A 14,660-nucleotide genomic window follows, 5' to 3' on the forward strand; every position below is an offset into this window, starting at 1 on the left:
TAAGGAGGGAATTAAATGGAAATTCTGACAGATGAGCTGCTGCTCATTCCCTGCTCCTTGGATTTGGCGAAGTCGCTTATTCTGCATAGAAAGGAGCTGGCCAAGCGCTCCCCTATTGTCATTCCTGAGGACTGGCCTTCATCCATGAGTAAAGGAATTCTGCCTTTTTACATAGAAAGACTGGAAAAGGACCGGTCTGAGTATGGCTGGGGCATTTGGCTGATCATTCACCACAGGGAAAAGAAGATGATCGGAGATTTTTACATCTACTCAAAACCGGATAAGAATGGGACTGTGGATTTCGACTTTCGTATTCATCAGGACTACCGGAAAGAAAATGGATTCGAGGCAGTGAGTCATTTTTTTGATTGGCTCTTCGAACAAAATGGAGTGAAGAGTATTTCAACAGAATGCCACATTGATCATGAAAAGACCATTGGCATTTTAAGCAGGCTCGGACTCATATGCAACAGGAAGGAGGAATCTTATTTAAGCTGGAGACTTTCAAAATAAAAAAGACAAAAGCAAGGCTTCTGTCTTCTTACAGCATAATCGCTTCCAAGTCTTTTTTTAGACGCTTAATGGTGTTTTCGCAGGATTGTACAATCGGCTCCGGAAATTCTTCTCCCTCGCCATATTCCACGCCGTGGGGATAATAATGCTTTCCTAGCAGGGGAGGTAATAGTTTAACAACCGCGTGTCTTCCGCCAACTTCACCTTCTGTAATATAGCCTTGAATCCTTAAATAATATATTTCCCCAAGCTGTTCTATCTTTTTATCATACGTTACGCGTTCGTAATCCCACTGTCCGGCGCGAATTAATCCATGCTGTTCCATTAAAAAGTCAAGCCGGCTTAATTCTGCAGTTTGATGGTCAAGCCCTGTTCCATCGAATTTCATAATACTGTATTCTCCCTTCCACCCTTATGTAAACGCTTTTCATCCCATATTCCTATAATAGTATGAATCCGTCAGACTTTCAATCCGGATATGGTTCTATTTGGGAAAATCGGTATTTAATTCAAGCATAACAGACATACTATTAATCCATTGCTGGACAGTTTCATCTTATTTATTGAAATTGGAAGTCTTTTCTGATTAAATGACTTGTAACAACAGGATTATTTTAAAATGAAAAGCGGGGGGAATTTAGCTGAGACGTTTGTTTAAATCCATTTTGGTAATTGCCATTATTATAAGTACATATACCGTATTTATAAAATTTGCTGAAGAGCCTCCTGATCGACAAGAAGAAAAGAAAGATTTACAGCTTTCAAATGAAGAAGACTCCCGCGGCCAAGCAATTGAACTTCCCGATGAAGGACTGCTTTCTTTAATGGGGCAGCCGTCAAAACTGGTCCTGAAAGAACTAGGGGAGCCTTCCAGAAAAGATCCATCTCAATATGATTATGAATGGTGGATTTACAATGGAGGAGACAATCAATACGTACAGATTGGTGTTTTGTCAGATAAAGTAGTGTCTGTATATGCAATCGGTAATGGTGTGAATATGAAACCGTATAGGCTTGGTGAGCCGCTGAGCGAGGTTTATCAGACTGCCCCGGTTTCTTCCTCCCTGTCAATGGATCATAAAGGAAATTCATATAGGTTTGAACTTTCAGAGGAAGATATGAATACCCGGCCTGCCATTGAAGCAGATGGGACGATTGTTCAGCTTTATATTGACAAATTTACCGGGACACTCTCAAGTATTCGGGCAACTGACAAGGATACATTTATTAAACAGCGTCCCTATGAAGTAGTTTACAGGGGTAAGCTGATTAATGCCGAGCCGGTATCTGAAGAAGAAGAAAAGGAGATTCAGCGTGCTCAAGAGAGACAAATATTAGATATTACCAATGTCATACGAAGCCGCCACGAATTGGCTCCTTTAAGCTGGGACCAGAAGACGGCTCAAACAGCGTTTTCGCATAGCAAGGACATGGCAGATCAGCAGTATTTTGCCCATGATTCACCCACCCAGGGAACGCTTGCTGACCGGCTAAAGCGGGACCGCATCCCTTATCAAACGGCTGGGGAAAATATTGCAGCCCATTACAGTGACAGTATTTCTTCGGTTGAAGGCTGGCTGAACAGTGAGGGGCACAGGAAAGCTTTGCTCAATAAAGAGTTCACCCATCTTGGGGTTGGTGTTTATAAAGATTACTATACACAGGATTTCATAGGGAAGTAAAAAATGATAACCTCATCGGGTTATCATTTTTTTCTTTCTATAATAAAAAAGGTAGCCGTGCTGTATGCTATTAGTTTCCCATCTTCCCTGTAAATGCTCGACTCCATCAGCAGTGTTCTCGTTCCTTTATGAATTAGCTTTGCTTTGCATGTCAGGAAAGACCCTATTCCTGGAGCTGTATAATTGATTTTAAGCTCTGAAGTAACGGCTGCGAGATGTGCGGGTAAAAGTTTATGTGCAAGGGTACCCATGGCTGAATCGGCCAGTGTCGCCGTAATTCCCCCGTGTACTATATCCAGGGAGTTTTGGATTAAAGCCGTGTTTGGTATGGTTACGGTAAATTCGTCATCGCCATCTTGACCTTCTGCCTGCAGAAGGGCCCCGATATATGTACTGCTGATTTTTTGATTTTTACGTTTCATTGCCTCAAGAAGCAGAAGGAAATCATCTGTTTCATCGGCGGATAGCTGATTGATAAGCTCGAATGTTTGCTGCTTCATCTGTTCTTTGTTCATTGCTGCATCCCTTTCGGTGTTTTCTTTTTATTTTATCAGAATGACAGGGCTGTGTGAAAAATTTAGGCGAACCAATTGGGTGCCTTTTGCTTAAATTATACTAGGCGTAAGTAAAAGGGGTGAGGCAAATGGCTACGAAAAAGCTGCATCCGAAAGTTGAGGAGTTCAAGGAATTTGTCCGAAAGCATCCAAAAATGATCCAAGAAGCGAAAAAAGGGACAAAGACGTGGCAGGAATACTATGAGAATTGGTATTTGCTTGGCGAAAATGATGCTTATTGGGACGATTATAAAGACGCTCGTCAGGAAGAAAAAGAAACGGATGAAGAAAAGGGATTCGTAACCCAGCTTTTTTCCGCTGTGAAAAAAATGGATGCAAACGAAATGAATATCAGCTTGAGTAAAATGAGCAATGCTGTTTCGACGGTTCAGAATCTGCTGGAAACATTCGGGGTTGCAAAGGGATCGGGAGGGACACCTTCAAACGGAGGCAGCAGACCTTTTTCCTTCAGGAAGGATTAAACAATGAGACAAGAAATCCAGGAATATATCCAATCCAAGCCGGAAATCACTAAATTTATCAGGGAACAGCCTCAATGGTACCGAAAGCTTTCCCGCAATCCTCAAGCCTTGGAAGAAATGAATCTTGCTATGATGAATTATTACCAGAAAACCATTCCCCATAAGGTAGCGCAATTCTCAAATTCGATTCAGATGGCTTCAATGATGCTTGGTATGTTTCAGTCTATGAAGCAGCAAGATTAAAGCTTAAGCAAAAACGCTTAAGCTTTTTTACATGTTTTGACCAAGTTTGCAAAACCTAGTAAGAAAAGGAGGTGCACCTATGGCAAGGACCATCCTTATTCTTATGCTCACAATCTTTGCAGCTGGCTGTACGAATGACAAGCCCCGCCCAAAGGGTTTCGCAGGAGGAGCTGAGGCAAAAGCACTGGAATTGAGGCAGGGAAGTTATTCTATCCATCATTTTGTTAAAGGCGATACCGTATATGTGGAGTGTTTTGTTCCTAAAGGGAATTTTGGCGTGCCGGATAAAAAACTGAAAGATGGGGAGCTTTTTGTGACAGTTTCAATTGATGGGAATAAACAGAAGCGATTCATGACCCCTGCGTTTTCAATTTCCGGTTTAAAGACAGGATATCATGATATATTGCTGAACGTTCATGCATATAACAGGCCTGATATCAGCCATAAGCCACGCAGCTGGACTGTAAAAGTCGACTAGCTGCAGAAGGGGAATGGTTCTCTTCCTGCCTTTTTCATGGTAAAATGGTCAGTGGAGGTGCTGTCATTGGTTTATGCAACAATGGAGAGTGTGCAAATACTGGAGCAGGCTGATCAGATCAGTGAAATGATCCTGAAATCGGACCTTGCGGAAGCCTATCGCATGCGTCTGGAAGACCTGAAAAAAGATCAAACGGCACAAGAAATTGTCAGCAGGTTTGTAAAAGTGAAAGACATATATGAGGATGTCCAGCGATTTGGAAAATACCATCCTGACTATAGAAAGATCTCAAAAGATATGCGGGAGATCAAAAGAGAGCTTGATTTAAATGAGAAAGTAGCTGCGTTCAGACGGGCCGAGACAGAGCTTCAAACCCTTTTGGATGAAATCAGCATACAGCTGGGAAGTGCAGTTTCTGAGCATGTTAAAGTGCCTACTGGAAATCCGTTCTTCGACAGCCTGTCCTCATGCGGAGGAGGCTGCGGTTCCGGCGGAGGATGCGGCTGCAAAGTTTCCTGAGTCCAGAGGCGGAGGTTCTCCGCCTCTTTTATTTGTTTAAAATACAATCTGGACATAGATTTCCGCAGCAAAACATTTTTTCCTGAGGGACGTAAAAACGATGCCGATACACCCAATTATGACCTTCATTTCTTACAAAAACTGTTTTGCACGTAACTTTTTTATAAAGCATGGCTTTCTTAGCTGACTGATCAATCAGGCTGCTGAGCGACTCCATGCTTAAAGGGAAATCTGCGGTAATATAAAGGAATGGGATTCCGGTTATGACTGTCTTCCGGACAGATGATAGACTAGGGGCTGCAGACAAATTATCCAAAAAATCCTTCCAAATCAGGTCAAGTTCTGCAGGCAATCTTTTTTCCTCCTCCAGATGCATATTGTGAAAGAGTAAGAACTCTGATAAACTTTTCTTGGACATGTGAAAAAGGGTGAGAAAAATGGATGGAAAAAGACAAGGTCTAATCGTATGGATGCACTCATTGAAGCAGGTTAAAATGCTTCGCCGTTTTGGAAACGTTCACTATATCTCCAGAAGGCTCAAATATGTTGTTCTATACTGTGATATGGAGCAAAACGAGGCGCTTAGAGAGAAAATCGCATCTTACTCTTTTGTGAAGCATGTTGAACCCTCTTACAAGCCATTTCTCAAGCTCGAGTTTGAGAAAAAACAGGATAAAGCAAAAGAATATGATTACAAAATGGGTTTATAATCCAAACGCAATCCGGTATCCCGGATTGCGTTTTTTAATTTAATGGGGGAAGGATATGATTTAATCTAAGAATTCCCGTTAAGTATTGATAATATAGAATTGGTTCATGAAATACGGAAGAAGGCTTTACGTCAAACTGGTAGACAGGCTTTCCGGATTCCTCGGCAGCATGATGAAACAGCTGCCAGCGCTTCGTTTCTTTAACACGGGGATCGGTAATTCCTTCCCGGCAAATATAGATTGCCTGAAAATTCCCGGGATCAGTTGGAGACATAATAACTCCAACAGTCGTTACTTTTTTTCCATTATGTATGGTTGAAAGCTCAAGAAATGAAACGATTCTATGTTGATTGGATCGGATAATTTCCAGCAGTTCATATAAGTCTGAATAGCCCTCGCCAAGCTCGATAAAACGCTGTACCATTGAATACTCTCCTTTTTGCTGATGGATTCCATATCAAATGTAGCATGAATCTGAAAGTTGCGCCATTCAAGGAAATAAATGTATAGAAATGTAAAAGGCAGGCCATACTTTCTATTGACAGCATCTCGTTCATGATGTTGTTGCCAACCGCGGAGAAGACTTACGTTTCCCCATAAGTTCTTCCTCCGGTTTCTCCTCTCCCTTTTCCTTCTAGCCTTTTGGTTTAGAGGGACCCTGCGGTTATGCCGCGGGGTTTTTTTTATGCTTGCAATTGCCTGTCTTTTCTCCCTCTTTAATTTATGGTACGATGACTTTGCGAAAAAACAGGAAATTTGTAAAGCAGTGGTGAATAGAAAATGAGAGTTGTATCTGGTTCATTGAAGGGAAGACCTTTAAAAGCAGTTCCAGGGATGTCGACCAGACCGACAACAGATAAGGTGAAAGAAGCTATTTTTAATATGATCGGACCTTATTTTGATGGAGGACTGGCACTTGATCTCTTTGGAGGAAGCGGAGGTCTTGGAATTGAGGCACTGAGCAGAGGGACAGAACGGTGCATATTTGTGGATCGGGACGCAAAAGCCATCCAAACGATACATAGCAATCTTGAGGCGTGCCGTCTGCAGGAGCAGGCAGAGGTTTATCGCAATGACGCGGAGAGAGCGCTTAAAGCCATTATTAAAAGAGAGCTTCAGTTTCAATTGGTGTTTTTGGATCCGCCGTACAAGCTACAAAAATTGAAAGCGCTTATCGAACAGATTAGTGATGAACAGCTTCTTACAGAGGGCGGCTTTGTCGTTGCAGAGCATGGAACGGAGGTTGAATTGCCAGGCCAAATTGGAAGCTTCGAATTAGTGAAGTTTGAGAAGTATGGGATGGCTGCTGTCAGTATTTACAGACACGGCAATGGGAGAATGGGGGAAATATAATGGCAAGTGTAGCAGTTTGTTCAGGGAGTTTTGATCCGGTGACTCTTGGACACTTGGATATTATCAGACGGGGAGCCAATATTTTTGATACAGTATACGTGTGTGTATTAAATAACTCATCCAAAAATTCTTTGTTCAGTGTGGATGAGAGATGCGCGCTGCTGCAAGAAGTGACAAAGGATATTCCCAATGTTACGGTAGAGTCTTCTCAAGGTTTGCTGATTGATTATGCCAGGAGCAAAAAAGCAAACGCAATTTTAAGAGGGTTAAGAGCCGTATCGGATTTCGAATACGAAATGCAGATTACATCCATGAACAGAGTACTCGATGACAAAATCGAAACCTTTTTTATGATGACGAACAATCAATATTCATTCTTAAGTTCAAGTATTGTGAAGGAAGTGGCAAAATACAACGGAGATATTTCGGACCTTGTCCCTCCGTGTGTTGAAAAAGCACTAAAAGAAAAATTTAATAAAGCAGAATAAGGGCGGAGAATCATCTCTGCCCCTTTTTTTACACGAAAAGAAAGTATAAATTTCTACTTCATCATCTTTCTTTGTATAAGTTGATTTGTCCAGCTCCAGCGCCTAGACCGATCTGAGGTGTCGGGGCCCGCAGGATGCGGGTCAGTTCTGTGCTGCGACAGGACGCCTCGCACTTAGCAGGACCTCATTTTTACAAGGCAGCTTGCGCTTTTCTTAATAAGCCGCATTTTTGCGCCAATAAAGCCAGATATACAAACAAAGGAAAAATAGAGTAATGAGCGGACCAGCCGAATATAAAATGTTTAATGGCTCCAATTCTTCAATTCCATTCGGAGGTGCATATGTTTCTGAAATGCCTCCTCTGTTTACGTAGAGCGGCTTCCATAGCACCCATGTAAGAATGGCGGCGAAAAATCCCTGCATCATCCTTGCTATAAAAAATGGGAAAAAGCGAACGTCGGTTTCAGCTAGAATACTTGCAACCTGAGCTTGAACAGATAGGCCGCTGAATCCGAGTATAAACGATGCCATGATGACTTTAGAAAGCAGACCGGCATTCGCTTTACTTGCTTCCATATTTCCTTGTGTGATCTCAAAAACCCCTGCAATCAGCGGCTTTGTAAGGGTTTCAGGGAGTGAGAATAAATAGAATGCCTGGCTTAGGATACCAGCCGCCATATTTGAAAACCCAACGATATCCAAAATCCTCGTTAAAACAGAAAAGAGAATGATAAAGCCGCCAATGACAAGAAGCGTTTGTACAGAACCCAGAACTGCATCCCCAAGCATTTTTCCAATAGGCTTTTTGTTTTTTAAACGGGTCTCATGAAGTGCTCCGAAGGCCTCTGAAAATAAAGGGAAAGGGAATTTTTTGATCCGTATTTCGTTCTGAGCTTCTGTTTGTCTTCCATGAAATCGCATAATGATGCCTACAAGCAGGTTTGATAAATAATGGGCGGAGGCAAGCAAAATACCCAGTGCGGGGTTTTTGAAAATTCCAACGGAAACAGCAGCAAACATAAAAAGAGGACTAGAACAATTTGTAAAGGAAACCAGCCTTTCCGCCTCAATATTGGTAAGCTGCTTTTCTTTTCGCAAACGCGCAGTAAGTTTTGCACCTGCAGGAAAACCTGATGCAATTCCCATTGCCCAGACGAATCCGCCTGACCCGGGAACCTTAAACAGCGGTCTCATGACAGGCTCTAAAAGGACACCCGCAAACCTGACAATACCGAAGCCAATAAGCAGCTCGGAAATGATAAAGAAAGGGAGCAGGGAAGGAAACACAATGGTCCACCAAACTTCCAGCCCGCCCCTTGAGGCCTCCAGAGAAGCCTTTGGATGCAAGATAATGGATGCAGTGAGCGCAAGCATTAAAAATGCAATAAGCAGAGTATTCCACTTTTCACGGCTCAACAGGCTCCCCCTCTCTATGTTCTATACAATCAGAACTGTGTAATGATAAAATAGTTGTCAGGCATGTACCTCTTCAATACCTTAATATACGAGAATAGCCTTCTATTTTAGACCATAAGATTCAGTATCTGCCTTTAAATGATTAGAGGAGGGCTGGTGAACATGGAACCTAAAATCGGTTTGGCGCTCGGATCTGGAGGAGCAAGAGGATTTGCACATCTGGGGGTATTGAAAGTATTGAAGGACGAGGGGATACCGGTTCACATGATAGCCGGGAGCAGTATGGGAGCACTTGTGGGAAGTTTTTATGCAGCAGGGCTTGATATAAAAAGTCTGTACCAAATAGCTGCAGCCTTTAAAAGAAGCTATTATTTAGATCTGACCATCCCTAAAATGGGATTTATTGCAGGTGAAAAAATAAAAGGTTTGATACGGGCTTTTACAAAGGGCAATAATATTGAAGATTTGAACATACCGCTTTCCATTGTGGCTACGGACTTATGCAAAGGTGAAAAAGTGATATTTACAAAAGGCCCGGTTGCAGAAGCCGTTCGCGCGAGCATTGCCATTCCGGGAATTTTTGTTCCGGAGGTCATTAATGGCAGGATGCTTGTAGACGGAGGAGTTGTTGACCGGGTTCCGGTATCGGTAGTCAGGGATATGGGGGCGGATCTTGTAATTTCGGTTGATGTTTCAGTAGTGAAAAGACAGGCAGCCATCACATCGATTTTTGATGTGATCCTTCAAAGTCTTGATATTATGCAGGATGAACTGGTTCATCACCGTGCCGTTGCCTCCGACATTATGATACGCCCCCAAGTAGAGAAATTCAGCTCCAGATCTTTTACTAACATACAAGAGATTATTTTAAGCGGAGAAGAGGAGGCAAAAAAAAGCCTCCCAGCGATCCGTTCTCTGATTGACAATTGGAAGGAGTCTCAGAATGAGGAATAAACGAAAAGGGGCAATCCGGGCTTTTGTCATCGGCATAATTATAGCCATGGCGATTTCCTACATAAAATTACCGTATTACGTAACAAAGCCCGGCAATGCTTCAGCCCTTGAACCCATCATTGAAGTAGATGGAGGCTACGATTCAGCTGGAAGCTTTTCATTGACTACTGTGAGCATCGGAAGGGCAAGTATTCTCGGTTATCTCGCAGCCCAGTTTGATGAATATGCTGAAATCCTCCCGATGAATCAAGTCAAAGCACCGGATGAATCCGATGAGGAATACTTGAATAGACAGCTGAAACTGATGGAAGGCTCCCAGGAATCAGCGCTGATTCTTGCCTACCATGAGGCAGGAAAAGATGTGACAAGCAAATTCAACGGCGTGTATGTGAATTCACTTATCAAAGGCATGCCAGCTGCAAAAAGCTTAAAAGCAGGCGACAGAGTGTACGAAATTGATGGTAAAGCATTAAAAAGTTCAGAAGAATTCGTCAGCTACGTTGAAAAGAAAAAAGAAGGGGATCAATTATCCATTACCTTTGAACGCGGCGGCAAAAAAAGAACAGTTCCGGTTGCCATTGCGAAATTTCCTGAAAGCTTAACAAATGGCGGAGAATCTAAAGCGGGCATAGGGATCACCCTCATGACAGACAGAGAAGTAACCGTGAATCCTGACATTAAGCTTGATACTGAAGATATAGGCGGACCTTCCGCAGGTCTTATGATGAGCCTTGAAATATATGATCAGCTCACAAAAGAGGATTTTACAAAAGGCTACCAAATTGCCGGAACCGGTACAATCGCTGAAACTGGGGAAGTCGGCCCAATCGGAGGAATCTCCCAAAAGATTGTGGCGGCTGACAAATCCGGAGCCGAAATCTTCTTTGCCCCGAGCGAAAACGGTAAAAAGGGATCCAATTATGAAGAAGCCGTTAAAACCGCGAAGGACATTAAAACAAAAATGAAAATCGTTCCAGTTGATCAATTCAATGATGCTGTGGGGTATTTGAAGCAGCTTAAATTAAAATAGAAAAGAGCCGCCAATAAATTCTGGCGGCTCTTTTCTATTCTTCATATCCTACTCGAACAGGCGGTGTTGCATATTCTGCTTTTAATCGAGTGATCCTTTTTTGTTTTGGAAATCCCATTGCATAGATATTGGCTGCTTTTAAATCAAGAGAGAGGGCTGGATGCTCAAATGAATGTACATTCGTGATTAACGGGATTTTCAAATTCTTTTTTATGCTTCCTAAATAACGCTGACCAGATGGATTCATCCCTAAAACTCTAATAAAAGGACAGCGTTCTCCATTTACAGCCTCTTCCATCTGTCTTTTTGTCGTTCTTGTCAGCACGTGAACACACATACGCTGCAGTCTTGTCCATGTATACCGCTTAGTTTTCAGCCGTTCCATTAATTCCTGGAAGGAAGAGCTTTCTTTAATGGAAGACTTCAGACGATTCTCCAAGCCTTCCTCCACCTCATATATTTCAGAAAGCTCCTTGCCAGACATAGATAAAACGTTATATTGCAAATATGGAAAGTATCTCTCCCAGCTTAGAAATGGATTTCCTTCTTTTGACCAGCCGGATAATATCCGATAGGTTGATTCAGGCACATATGGCTTTATTTCTTTAAGCGTTTCATTTCCGCTGAAAATGGCTTTTCGGAGACTTGTGGCACTGGCAATATCTCCTGAGGGAAGTGCCTCGTCATGGTAGCCTGCTGAAGTCCGCTGAATGGTATGAGCCTTCATCAAGCTTCCTTGCTCCAGAATCGAGGAAACATACTGAAAGCCCAGTATATTGTTCGGCTTGGTTAAATCAGCAAGCTCTCCCTTGAGGGCGTTAATGGTTTCAAACGAAAGGGAGAGGGCCTTCGGATAGCTCATGCCCTGGTTCATGTATTGTTTTATGCTTGTACTGTAACTTTGTTCATTTTGAGAGATCTGTTTGATTGCATTGTAAAAGGGCTCGATTTTTCCATCCTCACTGCCAAAACACAAATGAGCAGCTCCAAGCATATCCAAAATTGAAACAGCACCGTTTGCAAACGTACTTGCCTTTTGTGAAGAATAAACGTAAGGCAGCTCGACTACTAAGTCAGCACCTGCCTCCAAAGCCATTCTGGCACGCTCCCATTTAGGCAAAAGGGCAGGCTCGCCCCTTTGAAGAAAGGTTCCGCTCATGACCGCAATCGTCACATCAGCCTTAGCTGCCTTTTTTGATTCCTGCATATGATAAAAATGTCCATTGTGAAATGGGTTGTATTCAACAATAAGCCCTAAAATATTCAATCGGAATGGCTCCTTTATTTTGAATTCCGGGTCAATCATGGTAGAGTATTCATAAAGCATAACCAGCTTAAATCACACTTCTGCAAAAGTGTGATATAATGCAGTTTAATGTATGGAAAGACGGCTTGAATGACTATATTATAGTGTAAAGAAAAAATATTGACAAATGGAATAGTGAAAGCTATAATTACCTTTGTTGCCTTGAGGTGATACCTAATGAAATGGTTAATCAACCAGTTATATCAATATCAAAGCAAAGGATTGGAATTGGATGAGGAAATCAATCTCACTGAGCTCATTAATGAGCATAAAGATGTGAGAGACATCTCGCCTGTCCATGTAAACGGCAGAGCCGCAATCCAATCGGATAAAGCAACGTTTCAGCTGACTGTAACAGGGGTCTTGACTCTTCCATGTGCCAGAACGCTTGTAGATGTTCGATTCCCTTTTCATATTGAGACGACTGAAGTATACCTATTGAAACCGACAGACTATGACGAGGAACTTGAAGGAGAAATTCATACGCTCGACAGCGATGAAGTTGATTTAATTCCAGCAATTAAAGAACTCATTCTTCTCGAGATTCCAATGCAGGTCTTCAGCGACAGCGTTAACGAAGAAGGAGCCGCCCCTCAGGAAGGCAAGGACTGGAAGGTCGTGTCTGAAGAGGAAAACAAAAACAAAGTGGATCCAAGGATGGCCGAACTGGCCAAATTCTTCGATAACAATAATGAAAGCTAAAGGCTGATTTTTAGCTTTAAACCAGATGATCGGATTTACGCCGTCTTCATCCAGTACATGAAAGTTTAACACTCTTTAAGGAGGTGGGAAGAATGGCTGTACCTTTTAGAAGAACTTCTAAAACAAGAAAAAGATTGCGTCGTACACACTTCAAATTGCAAGTGCCTGGTATGGTAGAATGCCCTAACTGCGGTGATATGAAATTGTCTCACCGTGTCTGCAAAGCTTGCGGAACATACAAAGGAAAAGAAGTAGTGGAAAAATAAGACCATGAAGAACCCGCCCGAAGCACAGTGCTTCGGAGCGGGTTTTTTTGATTTCAGGAAGTGGCTTTGTGAAATGTTCCAAGCCCATTTACAGGGAATCAAGGCGGAAGACAGATAAATAGAGGAGAAGAGAGGTTGTCAGACGAACGTGAAAAAGAGCGTGTTGTCAGACGAACAGGGAAAAGAACAGCCCGCCATACAAACTAAACATCCTGTCCTACCCAACAAAACCGTAAATATTAAAACGGATACGCTTACATAATCCCGGTGATATAATAGTTTTATATACATAATAGGGGTGGTAATAGTGGACAACAAGGTACTTGTGTCAGATGCGGCAGATGGAATTATTGAAGTGAAGCTTAATCGTGCTGAGAAGCGCAATGCGGTGGATTTCGATGTAATAGAAGAACTGGAAGGGTTTTTGGATCAGTATGAAGCCGATAAGAAAGTACGCGGTCTGATGCTGACTGGATCCGGTGACGCAGCTTTTTGTTCGGGCGGTGATCTTACAGCATTCCATTCTCTAAAGACGGAAGAGGAATCATTTGGGATGCTTCATAGAATGGGGAAAATTCTCTACCGTTTGGCTATATTTCCGGCACCAGTTTTTGCGCTTATAAATGGAACGGCTGTCGGGGGAGGCTGTGAGCTTGCGATGGCGGCGGATATCCGCTTAGCTAAAAAGGGAGTGCGTATGGGCTTTATTCAAGGCACGTTATCGATTACAACCGGATGGGGGGGAGGCTCTTTGCTGATGGAAAGGGTCAATTCATCTAAAGCTCTCGGGCTTCTATGTTCCGCAAACATATATGGCTGTGAGGAGCTCCTTCAGAAAGGAGTACTAGATGAAATTTTACCTGAATCCTTTTTTAAAGAAGAGGGATTGCGATACGTAAAAACCATGCTTGCAGAAAATCCAGCCGTTTCCCGGGCTTATAAATCAATTCAGGTCAGTAAGCTGAAACAAAGTCAGCTATGGAAGAGGATGGAAGAAGAAATCTGGCAATGTGCAAAATTATGGGAAATGGAAGAGCATCATCAAGCTGTAGACAGGTTTTTGAAAAGAAAGTGAGGAAGTAGCCTTGATTATTGACGGGATTTCCTGCTTTCTTATAAAAAGAGCAGGATTAAGTTTATTCTAGGTTTTTAAACCTTCCCCATTAGATTCTGAAACTGGTATCCAGATTTGCAGTATGGATCTTCCTTCGTCCAGCTGCCCGCAGGCTGAGGCGGTACGGCGAGCTCTTGGCAAAAACCCTATATAATATCACTTCCGCTTTTGTTTTAGTACATAGTCTATCGAATCTATCATCAGCATATGTATAGGAAAACGATATTGGGGGGAAATGGGATGACGGCTACAAGACAGGATGCTTGGACGCAGGATGAGGATCTTTTGCTTGCTGAAGTGGTGCTTCGCCATATTAGAGAGGGCGGGACCCAGCTGGCTGCTTTTGAAGAGGTGGGCAGACATTTGTCCAGGACTGCTGCTGCGTGCGGATTCAGGTGGAATTCATACGTGAGAAAGCAGTATAAGTCCGGCATTGATCATGCGAAAAAGCTTCGCAAGGAGTCAAGGGGGAAATTGGAGCCGGTTAAGGAAGCAGTGAAGGAGATTACGGCCGTTTCTGATGATAAGGGCGGCCTAACGATAAAAGAGATTGTAAAATTTTTAGAAGCCTATGACGACTCAGCGGATGCAAGAATTTTAAAGGAAAGCAATGAACTTCTTTCGGCAAAAGTGCAGCAGCTTGAGCAGCAGGTTACCATTCTTGAGAAAGAAAAGCTAATCTTGCAGAATCAGCTTCAGCTTGTAGAGGAAGACTATCAGTCCCTTATTGAAATAATGGATCGTGCCAGAAAGATGGCAATCTCTCAGGAAGACGAACGGAACCGCAAAGTGAAATTTCAGATGGACCGCAACGGGAATCTGGAGAGAATAGAAAAATAATTCCAGACGA

Annotated in this window: 21 protein-coding genes; 15 read left to right on the plus strand and 6 right to left on the minus strand. The window is 42.7% G+C overall.

Going from position 1 to position 14,660, the window contains the following annotated elements:
- Nucleotides 1–15: 15 nt before the first annotated feature.
- Complete coding sequence (locus J9317_RS08735; RefSeq protein ID WP_211557925.1) at nucleotides 16–513, plus strand: GNAT family N-acetyltransferase; 498 nt, start codon at nucleotides 16–18, stop codon at nucleotides 511–513.
- Nucleotides 514–541: 28 nt separating this feature from the next.
- On the opposite strand, the gene J9317_RS08740 is transcribed toward J9317_RS08735, so the two are convergent.
- On the minus strand, nucleotides 542–901 hold the full coding sequence (locus J9317_RS08740) for a YugN family protein (protein WP_211557926.1): 360 nt from the start codon (nucleotides 899–901) through the stop codon (nucleotides 542–544).
- A gap of 253 nt (nucleotides 902–1,154) precedes the next feature.
- Between J9317_RS08740 and J9317_RS08745 the strand changes: the two genes are divergently transcribed.
- Entirely contained in the window at nucleotides 1,155–2,195 is a 1,041-nt protein-coding gene (locus J9317_RS08745; RefSeq protein WP_211562242.1) for a CAP domain-containing protein, read from the plus strand.
- A gap of 23 nt (nucleotides 2,196–2,218) precedes the next feature.
- Here the strand turns inward: J9317_RS08745 and J9317_RS08750 are convergent, their stop codons facing one another.
- Nucleotides 2,219–2,710: a PaaI family thioesterase gene (locus tag J9317_RS08750; protein WP_211557928.1), complete on the minus strand. Its 492-nt coding sequence runs from the start codon at nucleotides 2,708–2,710 to the stop codon at nucleotides 2,219–2,221.
- A 128-nt stretch (nucleotides 2,711–2,838) separates the two neighbouring features.
- On the opposite strand from J9317_RS08750, the gene ylbD reads away from it, so the two are divergent.
- From ylbD to J9317_RS08770, 4 genes are all read left to right on the plus strand, one after another.
- Nucleotides 2,839–3,231 (plus strand): YlbD family protein, encoded by a 393-nt coding sequence (ylbD, locus tag J9317_RS08755; RefSeq protein ID WP_211557930.1) that lies wholly within the window; start codon nucleotides 2,839–2,841, stop codon nucleotides 3,229–3,231.
- A gap of 3 nt (nucleotides 3,232–3,234) precedes the next feature.
- Nucleotides 3,235–3,474, plus strand: coding sequence for a YlbE-like family protein (locus J9317_RS08760; protein ID WP_035413007.1), 240 nt, complete (start codon nucleotides 3,235–3,237; stop codon nucleotides 3,472–3,474).
- A gap of 79 nt (nucleotides 3,475–3,553) precedes the next feature.
- Complete coding sequence (locus tag J9317_RS08765; RefSeq protein ID WP_211557932.1) at nucleotides 3,554–3,952, plus strand: hypothetical protein; 399 nt, start codon at nucleotides 3,554–3,556, stop codon at nucleotides 3,950–3,952.
- A 36-nt stretch (nucleotides 3,953–3,988) separates the two neighbouring features.
- Nucleotides 3,989–4,471 carry a YlbF/YmcA family competence regulator gene (locus J9317_RS08770; RefSeq protein WP_211557934.1) on the plus strand — a complete coding sequence of 161 codons (483 nt, stop codon included), beginning with the start codon at nucleotides 3,989–3,991 and terminating at the stop codon, nucleotides 4,469–4,471.
- 28 nt (nucleotides 4,472–4,499) lie between these two features.
- Here the strand turns inward: J9317_RS08770 and J9317_RS08775 are convergent, their stop codons facing one another.
- On the minus strand, nucleotides 4,500–4,823 hold the full coding sequence (locus J9317_RS08775) for a hypothetical protein (protein WP_211557936.1): 324 nt from the start codon (nucleotides 4,821–4,823) through the stop codon (nucleotides 4,500–4,502).
- A gap of 85 nt (nucleotides 4,824–4,908) precedes the next feature.
- Between J9317_RS08775 and J9317_RS08780 the strand changes: the two genes are divergently transcribed.
- Entirely contained in the window at nucleotides 4,909–5,181 is a 273-nt protein-coding gene (locus tag J9317_RS08780; protein WP_211557938.1) for a YlbG family protein, read from the plus strand.
- A gap of 34 nt (nucleotides 5,182–5,215) precedes the next feature.
- On the opposite strand, the gene J9317_RS08785 is transcribed toward J9317_RS08780, so the two are convergent.
- Nucleotides 5,216–5,605 (minus strand): DUF7147 family protein, encoded by a 390-nt coding sequence (locus J9317_RS08785; protein WP_211557940.1) that lies wholly within the window; start codon nucleotides 5,603–5,605, stop codon nucleotides 5,216–5,218.
- Between the two features lie 356 nt (nucleotides 5,606–5,961).
- Between J9317_RS08785 and rsmD the strand changes: the two genes are divergently transcribed.
- Complete coding sequence (rsmD, locus tag J9317_RS08790; RefSeq protein ID WP_211557942.1) at nucleotides 5,962–6,534, plus strand: 16S rRNA (guanine(966)-N(2))-methyltransferase RsmD; 573 nt, start codon at nucleotides 5,962–5,964, stop codon at nucleotides 6,532–6,534.
- Nucleotides 6,534–7,022, plus strand: a complete 489-nt coding sequence (gene coaD / locus J9317_RS08795; RefSeq protein ID WP_211557944.1) for a pantetheine-phosphate adenylyltransferase — start codon at nucleotides 6,534–6,536, stop codon at nucleotides 7,020–7,022. Before rsmD ends, coaD begins: the two co-directional genes overlap by 1 nt.
- 213 nt (nucleotides 7,023–7,235) lie before the next feature.
- Here coaD and ylbJ read toward each other — a convergent pair whose 3' ends face one another.
- A complete protein-coding gene (gene ylbJ / locus J9317_RS08800) occupies nucleotides 7,236–8,438 on the minus strand; it encodes a sporulation integral membrane protein YlbJ (RefSeq protein WP_211557945.1) in 1,203 nt (400 codons plus the stop codon).
- 162 nt (nucleotides 8,439–8,600) lie between these two features.
- On the opposite strand from ylbJ, the gene J9317_RS08805 reads away from it, so the two are divergent.
- Both J9317_RS08805 and J9317_RS08810 read left to right on the plus strand, forming a co-directional pair.
- Nucleotides 8,601–9,392 carry a patatin-like phospholipase family protein gene (locus J9317_RS08805; RefSeq protein WP_211557947.1) on the plus strand — a complete coding sequence of 264 codons (792 nt, stop codon included), beginning with the start codon at nucleotides 8,601–8,603 and terminating at the stop codon, nucleotides 9,390–9,392.
- On the plus strand, nucleotides 9,382–10,422 hold the full coding sequence (locus tag J9317_RS08810) for a SepM family pheromone-processing serine protease (RefSeq protein ID WP_211557949.1): 1,041 nt from the start codon (nucleotides 9,382–9,384) through the stop codon (nucleotides 10,420–10,422). Before J9317_RS08805 ends, J9317_RS08810 begins: the two co-directional genes overlap by 11 nt.
- Before the next feature lie 34 nt (nucleotides 10,423–10,456).
- On the opposite strand, the gene J9317_RS08815 is transcribed toward J9317_RS08810, so the two are convergent.
- Entirely contained in the window at nucleotides 10,457–11,689 is a 1,233-nt protein-coding gene (locus J9317_RS08815; RefSeq protein WP_211557951.1) for a nucleotidyltransferase, read from the minus strand.
- Between the two features lie 216 nt (nucleotides 11,690–11,905).
- Here J9317_RS08815 and J9317_RS08820 point away from each other — a divergent pair, with 216 nt between their 5' ends.
- The 4 genes from J9317_RS08820 to J9317_RS08835 all read left to right on the plus strand — a co-directional run bounded on the left by J9317_RS08820 (nucleotide 11,906) and on the right by J9317_RS08835 (nucleotide 14,650).
- Nucleotides 11,906–12,430, plus strand: coding sequence for a YceD family protein (locus tag J9317_RS08820; RefSeq protein ID WP_211557953.1), 525 nt, complete (start codon nucleotides 11,906–11,908; stop codon nucleotides 12,428–12,430).
- Nucleotides 12,431–12,522: 92 nt separating this feature from the next.
- Nucleotides 12,523–12,696, plus strand: a complete 174-nt coding sequence (gene rpmF, locus J9317_RS08825; protein ID WP_123916290.1) for a 50S ribosomal protein L32 — start codon at nucleotides 12,523–12,525, stop codon at nucleotides 12,694–12,696.
- 307 nt (nucleotides 12,697–13,003) lie between these two features.
- Nucleotides 13,004–13,771, plus strand: a complete 768-nt coding sequence (locus J9317_RS08830; RefSeq protein ID WP_347880518.1) for an enoyl-CoA hydratase/isomerase family protein — start codon at nucleotides 13,004–13,006, stop codon at nucleotides 13,769–13,771.
- 279 nt (nucleotides 13,772–14,050) lie between these two features.
- Nucleotides 14,051–14,650: an RsfA family transcriptional regulator gene (locus J9317_RS08835; RefSeq protein WP_211557954.1), complete on the plus strand. Its 600-nt coding sequence runs from the start codon at nucleotides 14,051–14,053 to the stop codon at nucleotides 14,648–14,650.
- Nucleotides 14,651–14,660 lie beyond the last annotated feature (10 nt).

Source organism: Metabacillus flavus, assembly GCF_018283675.1.
GTDB classification, from domain to species: domain Bacteria; phylum Bacillota; class Bacilli; order Bacillales; family Bacillaceae; genus Metabacillus_B; species Metabacillus_B flavus.

Coding starts and splice junctions, on each gene's coding strand:
- J9317_RS08780 (WP_211557938.1), top strand. CDS start 4,909: ATGGATGGAAAAAGACAAGGTCTAATCGTATGGATGCACTCATTGAAG.
- J9317_RS08740 (WP_211557926.1), bottom strand. CDS start 901: ATGAAATTCGATGGAACAGGGCTTGACCATCAAACTGCAGAATTAAGC.
- J9317_RS08810 (WP_211557949.1), top strand. CDS start 9,382: ATGAGGAATAAACGAAAAGGGGCAATCCGGGCTTTTGTCATCGGCATA.
- rsmD (WP_211557942.1), top strand. CDS start 5,962: ATGAGAGTTGTATCTGGTTCATTGAAGGGAAGACCTTTAAAAGCAGTT.
- coaD (WP_211557944.1), top strand. CDS start 6,534: ATGGCAAGTGTAGCAGTTTGTTCAGGGAGTTTTGATCCGGTGACTCTT.
- J9317_RS08765 (WP_211557932.1), top strand. CDS start 3,554: ATGGCAAGGACCATCCTTATTCTTATGCTCACAATCTTTGCAGCTGGC.
- ylbD (WP_211557930.1), top strand. CDS start 2,839: ATGGCTACGAAAAAGCTGCATCCGAAAGTTGAGGAGTTCAAGGAATTT.
- rpmF (WP_123916290.1), top strand. CDS start 12,523: ATGGCTGTACCTTTTAGAAGAACTTCTAAAACAAGAAAAAGATTGCGT.
- J9317_RS08735 (WP_211557925.1), top strand. CDS start 16: ATGGAAATTCTGACAGATGAGCTGCTGCTCATTCCCTGCTCCTTGGAT.
- J9317_RS08750 (WP_211557928.1), bottom strand. CDS start 2,710: ATGAACAAAGAACAGATGAAGCAGCAAACATTCGAGCTTATCAATCAG.
- J9317_RS08770 (WP_211557934.1), top strand. CDS start 3,989: ATGGTAAAATGGTCAGTGGAGGTGCTGTCATTGGTTTATGCAACAATG.
- J9317_RS08835 (WP_211557954.1), top strand. CDS start 14,051: ATGACGGCTACAAGACAGGATGCTTGGACGCAGGATGAGGATCTTTTG.
- J9317_RS08805 (WP_211557947.1), top strand. CDS start 8,601: ATGGAACCTAAAATCGGTTTGGCGCTCGGATCTGGAGGAGCAAGAGGA.
- J9317_RS08820 (WP_211557953.1), top strand. CDS start 11,906: ATGAAATGGTTAATCAACCAGTTATATCAATATCAAAGCAAAGGATTG.
- J9317_RS08785 (WP_211557940.1), bottom strand. CDS start 5,605: ATGGTACAGCGTTTTATCGAGCTTGGCGAGGGCTATTCAGACTTATAT.
- J9317_RS08760 (WP_035413007.1), top strand. CDS start 3,235: ATGAGACAAGAAATCCAGGAATATATCCAATCCAAGCCGGAAATCACT.